This window comes from Citrobacter sp. LST-B2 (assembly GCF_057983045.1).
This window is the reverse complement of the sequence record NZ_CP192598.1, coordinates 3411280-3426676: the sequence shown is the minus strand read 5'-3', so window position 1 is coordinate 3426676 and position 15397 is coordinate 3411280. Positions and strand designations below refer to the sequence as shown.

18 protein-coding genes and 1 pseudogene are annotated in these 15397 nt (G+C 52.2%); 9 read left to right on the top strand and 10 right to left on the bottom strand.

The genetic code is table 11. From position 1 onward, the window contains the following. Window positions 1-20 precede the first annotated feature (20 nt). The gene (locus ACQ0PY_RS16590) at window positions 21-560 is read left to right on the top strand and encodes a DUF2058 domain-containing protein (RefSeq protein WP_099434033.1); all 540 of its coding nucleotides are present in this window, start codon (window positions 21-23) and stop codon (window positions 558-560) included. A 7-nt stretch (window positions 561-567) separates the two neighbouring features. Here ACQ0PY_RS16590 and ACQ0PY_RS16585 read toward each other — a convergent pair whose 3' ends face one another. Next, window positions 568-1266, bottom strand: a complete 699-nt coding sequence (locus ACQ0PY_RS16585; RefSeq protein ID WP_044258416.1) for an RluA family pseudouridine synthase — start codon at window positions 1264-1266, stop codon at window positions 568-570. Window positions 1267-1455: 189 nt separating this feature from the next. On the opposite strand from ACQ0PY_RS16585, the gene ACQ0PY_RS16580 reads away from it, so the two are divergent. After that, window positions 1456-1938 (top strand): cold-shock protein, encoded by a 483-nt coding sequence (locus ACQ0PY_RS16580; RefSeq protein WP_042999939.1) that lies wholly within the window; start codon window positions 1456-1458, stop codon window positions 1936-1938. Between the two features lie 37 nt (window positions 1939-1975). Here the strand turns inward: ACQ0PY_RS16580 and ACQ0PY_RS16575 are convergent, their stop codons facing one another. Next, window positions 1976-2710, bottom strand: coding sequence for a LytR/AlgR family response regulator transcription factor (locus tag ACQ0PY_RS16575; protein ID WP_042999940.1), 735 nt, complete (start codon window positions 2708-2710; stop codon window positions 1976-1978). Window positions 2711-2724: 14 nt separating this feature from the next. Beyond that, the gene (locus ACQ0PY_RS16570; RefSeq protein WP_090049569.1) at window positions 2725-4422 is read right to left on the bottom strand and encodes a sensor histidine kinase; all 1698 of its coding nucleotides are present in this window, start codon (window positions 4420-4422) and stop codon (window positions 2725-2727) included. A 388-nt stretch (window positions 4423-4810) separates the two neighbouring features. On the opposite strand from ACQ0PY_RS16570, the gene alaC reads away from it, so the two are divergent. After that, the gene (alaC, locus tag ACQ0PY_RS16565) at window positions 4811-6049 is read left to right on the top strand and encodes an alanine transaminase (RefSeq protein ID WP_042999942.1); all 1239 of its coding nucleotides are present in this window, start codon (window positions 4811-4813) and stop codon (window positions 6047-6049) included. A gap of 64 nt (window positions 6050-6113) precedes the next feature. Here the strand turns inward: alaC and ypdK are convergent, their stop codons facing one another. Both ypdK and lpxP read right to left on the bottom strand, forming a co-directional pair. Beyond that, window positions 6114-6185, bottom strand: coding sequence for a membrane protein YpdK (gene ypdK, locus ACQ0PY_RS16560; RefSeq protein ID WP_010723117.1), 72 nt, complete (start codon window positions 6183-6185; stop codon window positions 6114-6116). A 370-nt stretch (window positions 6186-6555) separates the two neighbouring features. Further along, window positions 6556-7476, bottom strand: coding sequence for a kdo(2)-lipid IV(A) palmitoleoyltransferase (lpxP, locus tag ACQ0PY_RS16555; protein ID WP_044258423.1), 921 nt, complete (start codon window positions 7474-7476; stop codon window positions 6556-6558). A gap of 422 nt (window positions 7477-7898) precedes the next feature. Here lpxP and ACQ0PY_RS16550 point away from each other — a divergent pair, with 422 nt between their 5' ends. Continuing rightward, on the top strand, window positions 7899-8141 hold the full coding sequence (locus ACQ0PY_RS16550; protein WP_042999944.1) for a DUF2545 family protein: 243 nt from the start codon (window positions 7899-7901) through the stop codon (window positions 8139-8141). 147 nt (window positions 8142-8288) lie between these two features. On the opposite strand, the pseudogene ACQ0PY_RS16545 reads toward ACQ0PY_RS16550, so the two are convergent. From ACQ0PY_RS16545 to ACQ0PY_RS16530, 4 genes and pseudogenes are all read right to left on the bottom strand, one after another. Continuing rightward, a pseudogene (locus ACQ0PY_RS16545) lies at window positions 8289-9470 on the bottom strand (cyanate transporter). Further along, complete coding sequence (locus tag ACQ0PY_RS16540) at window positions 9467-9925, bottom strand: nucleoside deaminase (protein WP_109740449.1); 459 nt, start codon at window positions 9923-9925, stop codon at window positions 9467-9469. Before ACQ0PY_RS16540 ends, ACQ0PY_RS16545 begins: the two are co-directional and overlap by 4 nt. A 61-nt stretch (window positions 9926-9986) precedes the next feature. Continuing rightward, window positions 9987-10457, bottom strand: coding sequence for a cyanase (gene cynS / locus ACQ0PY_RS16535; RefSeq protein WP_044258425.1), 471 nt, complete (start codon window positions 10455-10457; stop codon window positions 9987-9989). 32 nt (window positions 10458-10489) lie between these two features. Next, the gene (locus ACQ0PY_RS16530) at window positions 10490-11149 is read right to left on the bottom strand and encodes a carbonic anhydrase (protein ID WP_042999948.1); all 660 of its coding nucleotides are present in this window, start codon (window positions 11147-11149) and stop codon (window positions 10490-10492) included. Between the two features lie 110 nt (window positions 11150-11259). On the opposite strand from ACQ0PY_RS16530, the gene cynR reads away from it, so the two are divergent. From cynR to ACQ0PY_RS16510, 4 genes are all read left to right on the top strand, one after another. Then, window positions 11260-12153, top strand: a complete 894-nt coding sequence (cynR, locus tag ACQ0PY_RS16525) for a transcriptional regulator CynR (protein ID WP_043001867.1) — start codon at window positions 11260-11262, stop codon at window positions 12151-12153. Window positions 12154-12259: 106 nt separating this feature from the next. Further along, window positions 12260-13027, top strand: coding sequence for a basic amino acid ABC transporter substrate-binding protein (locus tag ACQ0PY_RS16520; protein WP_042317722.1), 768 nt, complete (start codon window positions 12260-12262; stop codon window positions 13025-13027). Between the two features lie 66 nt (window positions 13028-13093). Continuing rightward, window positions 13094-13858 (top strand): amino acid ABC transporter permease, encoded by a 765-nt coding sequence (locus ACQ0PY_RS16515; protein WP_042999949.1) that lies wholly within the window; start codon window positions 13094-13096, stop codon window positions 13856-13858. After that, complete coding sequence (locus ACQ0PY_RS16510) at window positions 13845-14567, top strand: amino acid ABC transporter ATP-binding protein (RefSeq protein ID WP_044327364.1); 723 nt, start codon at window positions 13845-13847, stop codon at window positions 14565-14567. Before ACQ0PY_RS16515 ends, ACQ0PY_RS16510 begins: the two co-directional genes overlap by 14 nt. A gap of 42 nt (window positions 14568-14609) precedes the next feature. Here the strand turns inward: ACQ0PY_RS16510 and ACQ0PY_RS16505 are convergent, their stop codons facing one another. Next, window positions 14610-14795, bottom strand: coding sequence for a YegP family protein (locus ACQ0PY_RS16505; protein ID WP_044327358.1), 186 nt, complete (start codon window positions 14793-14795; stop codon window positions 14610-14612). Window positions 14796-14922: 127 nt separating this feature from the next. Here ACQ0PY_RS16505 and ACQ0PY_RS16500 point away from each other — a divergent pair, with 127 nt between their 5' ends. Then, on the top strand, window positions 14923-15396 hold the full coding sequence (locus tag ACQ0PY_RS16500) for a methyltransferase family protein (protein ID WP_044327357.1): 474 nt from the start codon (window positions 14923-14925) through the stop codon (window positions 15394-15396). Window position 15397 lies beyond the last annotated feature (1 nt).

Sequence of the window (15397 nt, the reverse complement as noted above, 5' to 3'; positions counted from 1 at the left end):
CCACAGGTTTATAAGTAAAGATGACGAAACTTACCTTACAAGAGCAGATGCTAAAAGCGGGTTTAGTAACCAGCAAAAAAATGGCGAAAGTCCAGAGAACGGCTAAAAAATCACGCGTGCAGGCTCGTGAGGCAAGAGAGGCAGTTGAAGAGAATAAAAAGGCACAGCTTGAGCGTGACAAGCTGCTCAGTGAGCAGCAAAAGCAGGCGACGCTGGCGAAAGAATTTAAAGCCCAGGTAAAGCAACTGATTGAAATGAATCGTATCACTGTCGCAAAAGGCGACATTGGCTTTAACTTCACCGATAACAATCTCATCAAGAAAATCTACGTCGATAAACTGACCCAGACGCAGTTGATTAACGGACGTCTGGCGATTGCGCGTTTGTTTACCGATAACAGCGCCGAGAGCGAATACGCGATTATCCCGGCCAGCGTCGCCGATAAAATTGCGCAGCGTGACGCAACCAGCATCGTATTGCACAGCGCGTTGAGTCAGGAAGAGCAGGATGAAGACGATCCGTATGCTGATTTTAAAGTGCCTGATGATCTGATGTGGTAAGTCGTATTCAGAACGGCGCGGCGTGATGCACGTTGATGCGCTCCCCGCTAATGGGGTGAGTAAAGCGTAATTCGCTGGCGTGTAGCATCAGCCGTGCGGTTTGTTCTGTACCGGGCAGCAGGCGACCGCCATACAGGTCGCAACCCAGAATAGGGTGCCCCAACAGCTGGCAGTGAATACGTAGCTGATGCGTACGTCCGGTCTCCGGCGTGAGCTGGACCCGCGTCAACGGCAGTATAGTTCCGTCGTCCTGCGGTTGGTTAATACGTGCGACGACCTGATAACGTGACCGCGCGGGTTTGCCATTGACCGGGCTAATTGACATCAGCGGGAACCGTGCCGGATCGTTGGCTATCGGCGCATCAATCACTCCTTCGTCAGCGTTCAGATGGCCGCAGAGCAATGCGCTGTAGACTTTACTGACGGTGCGCTGGCTGAACTGGTGGCAGAGGGCGGCATTGACGGCCTTATTACGCGCCACGACCATCAGTCCGGACGTGCCGAAATCCAGACGGTGGACCAGCGTGCAGCCAGGATATTGCTGAACCAGCCGATAGTGTACCGAATCGAGATTTTGTGGATTTTTCCCTGAAAGACTGAGCAGCCCGCTGGGTTTATTGATCAACAGCAGGTGATCGTCCTGATAGAGCGTCTCTATCTCGTCGTTGCACGGTGGGGCAATAAAGGTATCAATAATCGTAGACATCAGGCTGCCCGACGGGAAAGTGGGTGCGGATGATAACCCATTTTCAGCCGACCGGCGAATGACGGCGGCTTTACTTTCTCTCATGTCGCTAAAATTTATCATCCAGACTTAAGCCAAAGACGTGGCCTGCGCAGGCAATGTGCTTTACACTGCGCGCTGCAAAAAATTGAGTGGATTAACCAGACGGTAATGGCGATGAACGGAACAATCACAACGTGGTTTAAAGATAAAGGTTTTGGATTTATCAAAGATGAGAACGGCGATAATCGCTATTTTCATGTGATTAAGGTTGCCAACCCTGAGCTTCTCAAGAAAGATGCGGCGGTAACCTTTGAGCCCACCACCAACAACAAAGGTCTTTCTGCGTATGCGGTGAAGGTCGTGCCGGACAGCAAATATATCTATATCGCGGGCGAGCGTCTTAAGCTCACCTCGATTAAGTCCTTCGTGGTATTCAGTGAAGAGATCCCGGCCGACACGCCGATTGATAAAGAAAATGCAGTGCTCTCTGTCGGGCTACTGATGAGCAACATCCGACCGAAAACTACGGCGACACCGGGTGAAATGCGCACGGTAAAAAAACTGGCGATCACCACTTTCCAGGGCACGACATTAATCTTCTCGGAAGATGAGATTGATATCGAGTCCACGGTTAAAATGCTCAAAGTTTGATTTTTTGTGCTGCCGCGCAGCAGCACAGTTCAGCCGACTACAGATGCATTAACTGGCGGAATTCTTTCACCTTACTGCGGCTTACGGGAATTTCAAATTCCAGATCCTTGAGCCGCAGAATATAGGTATTGTTGAACCACGGCTCGATCTCGCGAATCTTGTTCAGGTTGACGCAGAACGAGCGGTGACAGCGGAAAAAATGCGAAGGCGGCAGTTTGTTGCAGAACTCGGTGATGTTGATGGGCATCACGTACGATTCCCGCCGCGTATAAACAAACGTCATTTTCTCATGCGCTTCGGCATAATAGATATCGTTGATCGGGGTAACGATGATCCGCTCATCTTTAATTAGATTGATGGTGTCATTTTCACGCGCCACGGGCCCAACCCCAGCAGCGCCAGACTGTTGCTGCTGCCAGGCCGCCTCCAGTTTTTGCAGCATTCCGACAATTCGCGATTCCTGATACGGCTTGAGAATATAGTCAAACGCTTCCAGTTCGAACGCTTCAACCGCATGTTCTTTCCACGCGGTAATAAACACAATAAACGGCTTATGGGCGAACTGGCTGATATTTTGCGCCAGCAGAACGCCGTCCAGAGACGGAATATTGATATCGAGAAAAATGGCGTCAACGCGCTGATGCTGCAAAAACTTCAGCACATCCAGACCGTCGTCAAACGTCCCGACAATCTCCATCTGGCTATGTTCTTTAATCAGCCAACTGAGTTCCTGTTGGGCGAGGAATTCATCTTCAACGATGATGACTTTCACAGTGTTACTCCGGCTTAAAGCAATAACGTGGCGGGCGTAGCCGTTGCCGAACGCTGGTTGGGGACATAAAAGGCAATTTCGGTGCCTGGTTCCAGGCGGCGTATATGCAGGCCTTCACCAAATAACAGCTTAACGCGATGATGGACATTAAGCAGGCCAATTTTATTGCCCGGCATTTCGTTGGACTCCACGCGCTCGATCACTTTCGGATCGATACCGTGGCCGGTGTCCCTTACCGCAATGCGCACCCGGTTGCCGCACTCGGCGACGCTAATCGTTACCACGCCTTTCCCTTTGCAGGGCTGAATGCCGTGGACAATGGCGTTCTCCACTAACGGTTGTATCAACAGGCTGGGAATGGAGCAGTTGACCTCTTCATCAATATCATAAATCACGGTCAGCTTGTCGCCAAAACGGGCCTGTTCAATGGCAATGTAATCCTTGATTTGATACAGCTCTTTTTTGATGTCGATCTGCTCGTCGTCCTTTAACTCAATGTTATAGCGTAGATAACGCGACAAATTAAAAATGAGCTGACGGGCAGTGTCCGGATTAAGTCGAATCGATGACGAAATCGCGTTCAGGGCGTTAAACAGGAAATGAGGATTAATTTTGCTTTGCAGCGCACGTAGCTCTGCCTTATTTGCCATTTCCCGCAATTGCTCGGTACGGGAGACTTCGAGCTGGGTTGAGATAATTTGCGACAGACCCACCGCCATCTCCTGCAATGATGAGGTGATTTGATGGGCGTGACAATAGTAAATTTTTAGCGTACCGGTCACCACGCCTTTTTCCCATAATGGAATGACCAGCATGGAGTGGATCTCCGGCGTGCGGTGCGCTTCATCATTGTTTTTAATAATGATTTCACCGTGATTGATCGCCTGCTGAGTGGTCGGACTGACGAAGTCATCGTGGTTGCGGTAATTTGCTTCCCCGACGCCGACGTAGGCCAGCACATGCTGGGTATTGGTAATGGCGACCGCATCGGCGTGGATATCGTGACGAATGATGTCGCAGATCTGGCGCAGCGATTCGCTGTTGACCTTGCGAAACAGGGGCAGGGTTTTATTGGCGATATCCAGCGCCAGCTTGGCTTGCCGCGCGGCGCTCGCTTCTTTTTCCCCCTCAACGCTCTGAACCAGCAGCACGATAAACCCGATACAGACGCTACCGAGGATCATCGGAATACCGATTTTCGAGACAATATCCAGCCCCAGTTCAGTGGTTGGCGCCCAGAGGACCACCAGGATCATCGTCAGCGTTTCGCAAAGCATGCCGCCTAAAATCCCGGCGCGCCAGTGTTGGGCTTTGGGGATCCTGCGGTTAATCCAGCCCGCGAGGCAGCCCGCCAGAATGCTGGTAATAAAGCAGGGGATTGCCGTCACGCCGCCAATGTCGATCAGGTAACGGTGCGTTCCTGCGATCACCCCCGTAATAATGCCGACCCACGGACCAAACAGGATGCCGCCGGACATTACGGCAATGATCCGCACGTTCACCAGCGATCCTTCTACCGGTACACCAGACCAGGTACTGAACAACGCGAACATCGAAAAAATCGCGGTGACAGCAAGCAATTCCTTTGGCGTATGGGCAGATTTATGCAGCAGCTCGCGAAACAGGCGGATGCGGATGAGAAAGAACAGGCAAAATAGCATCAGCGCTGCGCGGTCAAACACGGCCAGCAGCATGGTAAATATTTCGTGCACGGGGGGACTCTTGCCAAAGGATTAAAGCCCTATGATAGGTAACCTCAGAGGGGATGACCAGCCTGCTGAGATCTTGCGGCTAATGAGGAAAAACCATAATTTTAAAAGGGGATTGATGGTTGGTTGGTGTATTTACAATACATCTCATAAAATGCCCGCTTTCATAGTTATCATCATGGCAACAAAATGTTATTGGAAGGTAATATTGAGCGGTGTCGAAAACCTGTTATTTCCCCTTTTAAAATTGTTATTCCTCTTTTGGTGAACGAAAAAATATTTTCCTTTCCCTCTCGACAGAAGGATTTTAATCAGGCTATTTTCTAAACGTGCCACCATCGTGGCAGCGTCGCTCGGACGGTCCGGGCGCTAACGTGAATCTGAGGAAATTATGGCTGACTCTCGCCCTGAACGTCGCTTTACGCGTATTGATCGTCTTCCCCCTTACGTTTTTAACATCACCGCTGAACTGAAGATGGCTGCGCGTCGGCGCGGCGAAGATATTATCGACTTCAGCATGGGGAACCCGGACGGCGCGACGCCGCCTCATATCGTCGAAAAACTGTGTACCGTGGCGCAGCGCCCGGATACGCACGGTTATTCAACTTCTCGCGGTATTCCGCGTCTGCGTCGGGCCATCTCCCGGTGGTATCAGGAACGTTATGATGTCGATATCGACCCGGAATCCGAAGCGATTGTCACCATCGGCTCAAAAGAGGGGCTGGCGCATCTGATGCTGGCCACGCTCGATCACGGTGATACGGTGCTGGTGCCGAACCCCAGTTATCCCATTCATATTTACGGTGCGGTGATCGCCGGCGCGCAGGTCCGTTCTGTTCCGCTGGTGGAAGGTATCGATTTCTTCAACGAGCTGGAACGTGCGATTCGCGAAAGTTATCCAAAGCCGAAGATGATGATCCTCGGCTTCCCGTCTAACCCGACGGCACAGTGCGTTGAGTTAGAATTTTTTGAGAAAGTGGTCGCGCTGGCGAAGCGTTACGATGTGCTGGTGGTGCACGATCTGGCTTATGCCGACATCGTTTACGACGGCTGGAAAGCGCCGTCCATCATGCAGGTGCCTGGCGCTCGCGACGTGGCGGTGGAGTTTTTCACCCTGTCGAAAAGCTACAACATGGCCGGCTGGCGTATTGGCTTTATGGTCGGTAACAAAACGCTGGTCAACGCGCTGGCGCGGATTAAGAGCTATCACGATTACGGGACGTTTACCCCGTTGCAGGTTGCGGCGATTGCGGCGCTGGAAGGCGATCAGCAGTGCGTACGGGATATCGCCGAGCAGTATAAGCGTCGCCGTGACGTGCTGGTGAAAGGCCTGCATGAGGCCGGATGGATGGTCGAAATGCCGAAGGCTTCGATGTACGTATGGGCGAAGATCCCGGAACAGTATGCCGGCATGGGGTCGCTGGACTTCGCGAAGAAACTACTGAACGACGCCAAAGTATGTGTATCGCCAGGCATTGGTTTTGGTGATTACGGCGATACCCATGTCCGCTTCGCGCTGATTGAGAACCGCGATCGCATTCGTCAGGCGATCAGAGGGATTAAATCAATGTTCCGCGCCGATGGCTTGCTGCCAGCCGGGACGAAATCACCCTCTGAGACACTTGAGTAAAACCCAGTCCTTCCAAACGCAAACAGGAGCCATCGGCTCCTGTTTTTTTGCTGCATTGTTGTCTTTAGATCATCAGAGCAAACGTACCGGCCCAAACGATGACCATAAAAGAAATGCCCATAAAGAAATATTTCACTTTCATCTCTCCGCGCAATAACTGATACGCCTGAATGAATTTCATCTCATCTGATTATAGAGAGCTGATACCGGTAAAAACGAAACCCAGAATATTCCTCATTTCGTTTACGGCACCACCTCAGAATTCTGTGCGTTGATTGCTCCAGACGGCGCTAATGTACGCCTAAAAATGAGGCGAGACAAGAGGGATTTTTTTATTTACTTTTAGTAACTTACAACTGTCGTGATTCGGCGACAGTATAATTGCAGAGGGTAATAAATCACTTTTGAGCGACGCGAGTGACGACCCGAAAAACGAGGATAAAAACCATAACATAATCAAGGTTATTAGCGGGTAACAGGCAATAAAAAAGGCCTTGCGGCCTTTTTTAAATGTAGAGTGAGGTTTCACCCATTGGACGGGTTTTAAAGCGGCGATGGATCCAGAGATACTGTTCGGGTGCGCGCATGATCTCTTTCTCGATAATCTTGTTCATATAGGCAGCAGCCTGATTTTCATCCGCCGGGTAGCCTTGCATCTCTGGTGAGATATACAGACGGTAGCCGCAATTACCGGCTTTTCTGACCATCGTTACGGTGAGCATCGCGGAACCTGACAGGCGCGACAACACATAGGTACCATTAGTGGTCGCTACGTTTTTAACGGCGAAGAACGGCGCGAAAGAACTGCCTTTCGGGCCGTAATCCTGGTCGGGGGCAAACCAGACGGCTTCCCCTTTTTTCAGGGCACCGACGATACCGCGCAGATTGTTTCTGCCGATCATCGCTTTATTCGAACGCATCCGTCCGCGGGTCTGTACCCATTCCATCAGCGGATTGTTGTGTGGACGATAGGTTGCCATCATCGGCTGGCAAAGCCCCATTACCCGGCCACCCAGTTCCAGTGACATAAAGTGAACGCCAACGACCATCACGCCGCGGTTTTGCGCCTGCGCGCGCTGTAGGTTTTCCAGTCCCTCAACATCAAACCATTTACGCACGCGACGGTCAGGCCAGAACCAGGCCATACCGGTTTCCAGCAGCGCCATCCCGAGAGAACGGAAATTCTCTTCAATCATCTTTTCTCTCTGTTCCGGAGAATAAGACGGGAAGCAGAGCTCAAGATTTTTGCGGGCAATAGACTCGCGACGTTTCAGTAAGGGGCGCGCCAGTGTGCCCGTCCGGGTGCCGAGAAAGCACAGAACAGGGTAGGGCAGTTGCACCAATAACCAAAGCACACCGAGGCCAAACCAGGTGAGCCAGTAACGCGGATGCAGAAACGCGCGGGAAAATTTGCATGTTGGGAACATAAACACCTTCTATAGATACCCATTTTTGTATCGCAGAAGATGAATTCTCCAACGCGGTACACTCAATGTCTTAGGCCATCATGTACGACAATGGTTCCTGCTAAGAGTGTAAAACTGCGTCAGGATAAAACCACGAGGGGCATGAATGCTGGACGTATAATGTACCATCAGGGGATTAATGTCAGCCACAAATAATTAATCAAGAAGCGTAAATATTTGCATGGCGTATAAAGGATAATGGCGTGTTTTTTAATTATTTGTTTTTAATAAGGTTAGAAAAGCACAATGCGGAATATTCGTATAATTAGACTTGTTATAAAAAAGTTGTGAAATTTGCTGGTGGTGGCGCTTTAGTTTATGATGAAAAGTATAAGGAGAGTAAGGATTTAGGTTTGGAGTTCACGCAAAAAGGAGGTACAGCGATGATCTTTTTTTTAGCCTTTCTGCTCGCGAGTATGCTGGGTGTCAGCGGGTATATCGCGCAGGTTTTAGGTTGGATATCAGCCATTAGCGCGCTTCTTGGCATGGTCGTTCTGGCAGTGCTGATATACTACACCACGATGTGGTTGACTGCGGGTGATGAAATGGTCACAGGATTGTTTCTTTTTCTTTCACCTGCCTGCGGCCTGATCATTCGTTTTATGGTGGGTTACGGTAAGCGTTAATTTGCACGGCAATAAATCATTATTATTGATGATTGCCATTTTTATATTGGGTTGTCGCGTCCTGTGGGAAAGTGCCAGCCAACTGGCACTTTCGTTGTCAGCCCCCCCGAAACGACCCGGTTAATCCTCTGTTCTTCCGTTCGTGCCTTACTCGGCGACTGACCACTCCTGTGGATAGCGTGCGGGAACGAAACGCACTGTGAGCGCCATCAGTCCGGCGATACAGAGGGCATGGAACGTCCAGTCAAGCCAGTAATTGCCGCTCAGACTGCGCAAGAGACCAGAGAGCCAGGGAGAGAGGCCAGCAATAATAAAACCAATCCCCTGCATGAAAGCGACTAATTTACCGGAGATTACCGGATGTCGGGCATGGTCGAGCGCCAGCACCAGACATAAAGGAAACGCGCCGCCCAGGCCGATACCGCACACCACCGCCTAGAGAATCGGCAATTGCGCAGGCCAGAGGATAAAACCACAAAAGCCGAGCATCTGTAGTGCCAGCGTGAAAAGCAGCAATTTACGGCGATCCTGATGATGCGCGAGCATAGGCAATATGAGCGCTCCCGCCGTTTGACCGACGGTCATCAGCGCCAGCAGCGTGCCGCTGAACTGCGCACTTTTGCCCAGTTGAATATAGTACGGCGGCAGCCAGGCAATCAGACTGCCGTAACCGCCATTGATCACGCCAAAATAAAGCCCCAGCGTCCAGGCACGCGGGTTGAGGACGACGCGCACGGCGGCACCTTTCGGGTGAGTGATCGGCATCTCTGCGGAGCGGCGTTGTGCTAGCCAGCCAACCAGAGCAATCAGCGCGGGCAAGGCCCACCATGCCAGCGAGCGATGCCAGAGTTCGCTGTGTTGCGCGATCCACGGCGTCAGCGCCGCCCCGAGTCCCCCGCCCCCCATCAATGCGGCCGACCAGAGTCCTATCACCTGCGGCATGCGGCGATGAAAAAGACGCTTAATCACCGTGGGCATCACCACCTGAATGATCCCGATACCAATGCCGCCCAGCAGAGCGCTGCTGAGCAGCACAACGCTGTGCGGCGCCAGTTCACGAAGCAACGCGCCGGTCATCACCATCAACAAACTCAAGGCGACACTGATATGCTCGCTGATATGGCGATTGATCCACCCGCCAGCCAGCGCCAACGCGCCCATGGCGATCATCGGTAGCGCCGTGAGCAGCGACGCCACGGCAAAGCTCATGCCGCTGGCGGCGCGCAGCTGTGGCAGAAGCGGGCCGACAGAAGTCAGCAGCGGACGCATGTTCAGGCCTATCAGCACCAGAACCAGCAGCATCAGGCCAACGCGGGGAGTTTTGTTCATGACTGTTTTTCAGCCCAGCGTTGATACACCGCCAGACCGTTAGGCTGCGGAAGATGATGAACGGGCAGGGTTTGCTGCTCGAGAGGCTGCTGTAGTTGCTGATAAATGGCAGCCGTAGAAAGACGGAACGTTTCGCCGTCGCCATTGCTGTTAGCGAACCAGACCTCTTTCACCCCGGTGAGATACATCGCGCTAAGGCACATTGGGCACGGTTGTCCGCTGGCGTAAACCACGCATTCGCGGAGCGCTGCACTGCCTGAATGGGCAGCAATCGCCCGAATGGCATTGAGTTCCGCATGTCCGGTGGGATCATCATCCAGGTGCAGCGTATTGACGGCTTCGGCGATCGCGACGTCGTTGCGGACAATGACCGCGCCAAACGGGCGTCCACCCTGTTCAACGTTACGGGCCGCCAGGGCCAACGCCTGTTGCAGATAGTTATCATGTGCAGACATGCTTTACTCCTGTGAGCAAATAAAAGAAGAACGATACGCCTGCGCGTACCGTTCTGATGGATTAAAAAGGCTTCGTTGGCAAGTACTTACCATCCAGAGTAATCACGGCGCGCTCGCCACCTTCTGGATCCGCCACTTTTTTTACATCCAGCCTGAAATTTATGGCGCTGATAATGCCGTCGCCAAATTTTTCGTGGACCAGCGCTTTTAGCGTGGTGCCGTAAACCTGCAACATCTCATAGAAGCGGTACATCGTCGGGTCTGTCGGTACGCGATCGTCAATACTGCCGCGCAGGGGAATGGTCTGTAACAACAGGACTGCATCGCTGTCGAGGGCCAGCTTCTCGCCGATGAGACGCGCAGCATCGGCCGGGAGGGCATGTTGACCGAGCAGTGCGGCGGTGACAAAGGCTTCGGATAAGCCGGTACCGTCCGCAAGCTGGGCAAATGTGAGATCCTTTTTGGCTTTGCTCAGCAGGATCTGGTCAGCCAGGACCAGGCGAATATCACGGTTAATTTGCGACTGAATCATGATGAATCCTCATTGATACGTTAAAAAATAGCTCAGGCTGCGGATGGCTGGCGGTAAGGCATCGCGCAGGTGTCTGGGTTTTTCGCCAAAGAGACGAACTGTCTGCTGGCACCGTCGTAAGCGGCAATCTCTGCACTTTCGATGTCGTAAACCCAGCCGTGTAGCGCGATGCGCCCCTCTTCGAGCGCGAGGCGCACGGAGGGATGGGTCTGGATGTTGGCGAGTTGCGCGATGACGTTTTCACGCACCATTGAGGCCGTTTTCTCAGCCAAAGAGGTGTGCATTCGTGACTCGTTAACGACGCGAGCGGAGTCCGCATAACGCAACCAGTGGTTGACGGCAGGCATATGATCCAGGCAGTGACAGCCGGCAATGGCGGTCATCGCACCGCAGTCTGAGTGTCCGCAGATCACAATGTCGCTGACGCGAAGCGCAGAGACGGCGTATTCCACCGAGGCGGTTACCCCGCCGGGCTCCGGCCCGTATGATGGCACAATATTTCCGGCGTTGCGGATCACGAACAGATCGCCAGGCTCGCGCTGCGTGACCAGTTCGGGAACTAGGCGGCTGTCCGAACAGGAGATGAATAACGCCCGGGGATTTTGCTGGGTGGCAAGGCGTCTGAACAATTCCGCGCGTTCAGGAAAGACCTTGCGCTGAAACTTCAGGAAGCCATCAATAATCTCTTTCACGAATAATCCTCTGTCTCGCTATGCGATGGACACAGGCTACGCACTTCATGTCATAAGATAAAAGACTCATTTATAATGGAGGCTATTGGAAAATCTTATAGGTAATGGCGATGCTGGATCGACACACTCACTATTTTCTTGCCGTCGCGGAACATCACGGATTCACTCGTGCAGCGGCGGCGCTGCACGTTTCGCAACCGGCGCTATCACAGCAAATCAGGCAACTGGAGGAGGCGCTGGGCGTTCAGTTGTTCGATCGTAGCGGGCGTTTGACCCGGTTGACCGATGCGGGAGAGGTTTATTTGCGCTATGCGCGTAGCGCGCTACAGGCGCTGGAAGAGGGCAAACGTGCCATTCATGATGTGGAGGATCTGAGCCGGGGGGCCCTGCGCGTCGCGGTGACGCCTACCTTTACCGCCTGGTTTATCGGCCCGTTACTGGCCAAATTCTATACCCGCTATCCTAATGTGACTTTACAGTTGCAGGAGCTCTCGCAGGACAACATCGAAGAGAGGCTGGTCAACGATAAACTGGATGTTGGCATTGCTTTTGATGAGATTCACTCTGCGGATATCGATGCACAGCCGTTGCTGACTGAAAATCTGGCCCTGGTTGTGGCAAATCATCATCCGCTGGCGGCACAAGCGTCGGTGGATTTAAGCGTGCTCAATAATGAAAAGTTGATTTTATTGAGCGCGGAGTTTGCTACCCGGGAACAGATTGATCGTTACTGTCGTCAGGCTGGACTGCAACCGCAGATCCACATGGAGGTTAATTCCATCAGCGCGGTGCTGGAACTGGTGCGGCGCACGGGATTATCCACGCTATTGCCTGCGCCTATCGCGTTGCAAAGCAACGATCTGCGGGCCATTTCACTGACGCCACAACTGCTCGAACGCACGGCCGTATTATTGCAGCGCAAAGGCGCCTGGCGAAGCGCCGCCGCCAGGGCGTTTGTCGCGATGGCGCAAGAAGGCGTTAAGACGGTGAAAGCGACACGCTAAGCGGCGTTTCGGCGAGGTAAGCCGCGGAGCAGATTGTGATTGCATAAGGAAAGTAGTTTGGGTATTTTTATGCAGTAAATGTGCATAAAAATAACAGGAGAAGGGAATGTTCAGTCAGTGGATAAAAGCAGGATGTTTGATGATGGCGTTGACCGGGGCCGCTTTTGCAGCACAAGAAACCTACGTGGTCGGCGCGGGTGGCACCTATCGCCCATTTGAATTTGAAAACAGCCAGAAACAACTGGAAGGCTTTGATATCGATATTATTAAAGCCATTGCTAAAGCAGAAAATTTTGATGTCAAACTGGTCAACACGCCGTGGGAAGGTATCTTTGCGACGCTGGGTTCCGGGGATCGCGACATCATTATCTCGGGGATCACCATCACGGATAAACGTAAGCAGATGGTGGATTTTTCTCTTCCTTATTTCCCGGCGGAGCAGTCCATTGTCGTTCCGGCTGATTCAAAAGTGAGTTCTCTGGACTCGCTGAAAACGGAAAAGGTTGGCGTCGTTAACTCCAGCACCGGCGACATTGTGGTTTCTGGCGTTCTCGGGAAAAACAGCACCGCAATTAAGCGTTTCGACAACACGCCGTTAATGCTGCAGGAATTGTTTGAAGATGGCGTCAGCGCGGCGGTTGGCGATGTTGGCGTGGTGAAATACTACATCAAGCAGCATCCGGAAAAACAGTTCAAGCTTGTGCCGGATGCCAAGTTTGAGCGCCAGTATTTTGGTATTGCGGTCGCCAAAGGGAATACCGAATTACAGCAAAAGATTAACGCGGGATTGAAGAAAATCATCGCTGACGGTACCTACGATAAAATTTATAAAACCTGGTTTGACAGTGAAGTCCCGACACTTCCGTCAGAGTAATTTGCATTATTAATTTATTTTTAGGCTGACACGCGGTCTGTGTCAGCTTTTTTGCAGGGGAAAACCATGACGGGATTTCGTTGGGAAATCATCCAGGAGTATGCGCCATTATTTATGGAAGGCGCGTGGATGACCATAAAATGCACCATCATCTGTGTCTGTCTTGGCACACTCTGGGGGCTGACGCTGGGGCTCGGCCGCATGGCGAAAGCCGAGCACGGTTTCTGGAAATACGCACTCCGCTATTTTGTTCAATATCCCGTTCGTTTCTACGTCAGCGCCTTTCGCGGAACGCCACTGTTTGTTCAGATCATGGTCGTCCATTTTGCGCTGGTACCGCTGTTCATCAATCCCCGTGACGGAATTCTGGTCACCAGCGGGCTGATGAGCGCCGATTTTGCCCGCGAATTGCGCTCGGGCTACGGGGCTTTCTTATCCTGTATTGTGGCGATCACGCTGAATGCCGGGGCTTATGTTTCTGAGATCTTCCGCGCGGGGATCCAGTCGATTGACCCCGGTCAGATGGAGGCCTCGCGAGCGCTGGGGATGCCGTGGTGGAAAACCATGCGCAAAGTCATTCTGCCTCAGGCTTTTCGCCGTATTCTTCCACCGCTGGGCAATAACGCCATTGCGATTGTCAAAGATTCCTCACTCGCCTCGGCGATCGGTCTTGCCGATTTGGCCTACGCGGCGCGTACGGTTTCAGGCGCTTACGCCACCTACTGGGAACCCTACCTGACCATTTCACTGGTGTACTGGGTACTCACCTTCCTGCTGGCGCAGCTGGTTAACCGTCTGGAAAAAAGGTTTGGTAAAAGTGATCCACATTAAAAATTTACATAAACATTTTGGTGACAACCACGTTCTGCGCGGGATTGACTGTGATATCAAACCGCAGGAAGTGGTGTGCATCATTGGCCCGTCAGGGTCCGGGAAAAGCACCTTTTTACGCTGTATGAATGCGCTTGAGACAGTCACCGAAGGCGAAGTGATGGTGAATGGTTTTGCCGTTCACGATCGCAAAACCGATCTCAATAAAATGCGCGAAAGCGTGGGGATGGTGTTCCAGCGTTTTAATCTGTTTCCGCACATGACGGTGCTGGACAACCTGATGATGGCACCGCAAATGTTGTTGGGGCTCTCGCGTCGCGATGCGACCAGCCGGGCAGAAATGTTGCTGGAAAAGGTCGGATTAAGCGATAAACGCGACGCCTGGCCTTCACGCCTGTCGGGCGGTCAACAGCAACGTGTGGCGATTGCCCGCGCGCTGGCAATGAACCCCTCGATCATGCTGTTCGATGAGCCAACCTCGGCGCTGGATCCAGAGTTAGTGGGGGATGTGCTGGAGGTTATGAAGAATCTGGCCAATGAAGGCATGACCATGGCGATTGTCACCCACGAAATGGGGTTCGCCCGTGAAGTGGCTGATCGGGTCATCTTCATCGATCACGGTATTATCCAGGAAGAGGGATCGCCTGACGTGCTTTTTACGTCGCCAGTGAATCCGCGAACGGCTGAGTTTTTAAGTAAGGTTCTTTAATATTAGAGGCCAGATCGGTATTTCCCGATCTGGCCAATTACGTCAAAATCCGATCTGCTCTTTTATCGTTTTGCTACTGCCGTTTGTTTTTACTGGCGCGATGCCCGCATCACGCGATTGCACGGAGGCATACATCTGGCTGGCGCTAATAATCTGATGATTACCTGCTTTCAATACAAAACGGAATTGATCGTTTGTACTCTTACTCAATTTAAACCAACCGGCCATCATTATCGCCTTTTTGAAAAGAGAGGAATTACCGGACCGTATTGAGCATCGTTTAGTGATAATTTATCAGGCACTATTCGAAGGGAACTGTAAAGTCTCAAACTAGTCGCGATGCAGAAGGAGAGAAATGAAACAGATCAATGTGCGTCTCGCAAAGCTCAGAAGTCGGTTTCCGCCGCCGGTCATTTTGTTAATCTTTGTGGTCGGGGATTGTTTGACCGCAAATCCGCGTTTTACCTTTGGCCTGGTCACCCAGGTGCTGAGTCTGGCGTTTGCTGCAGTCAGTCTCGGCGTCATTCTGACGACCGCGTGGCACATGCATGTGAGTCGCACTACCCTCAATCCACTACAGGCGGATAAAACAACGACGCTGGTTACGCACGGATGTTATGCCTGGAGTCGAAATCCTATTTATCTTGGACTGACCGGTGTGCAATTTGCCGTTGCGCTCTGGATGGGCAGTCTGCCTGGCATGATTGCCGTGCCGCTCTTTATGCTGGTGGTGGCCCGGTTGCATATCGATTTTGAAGAGTTCGAGTTACATAAGCGCTTTGGTGCACAGTGGGAGCACTACACTAAACAGGTTCGCCGCTGGCTATAAA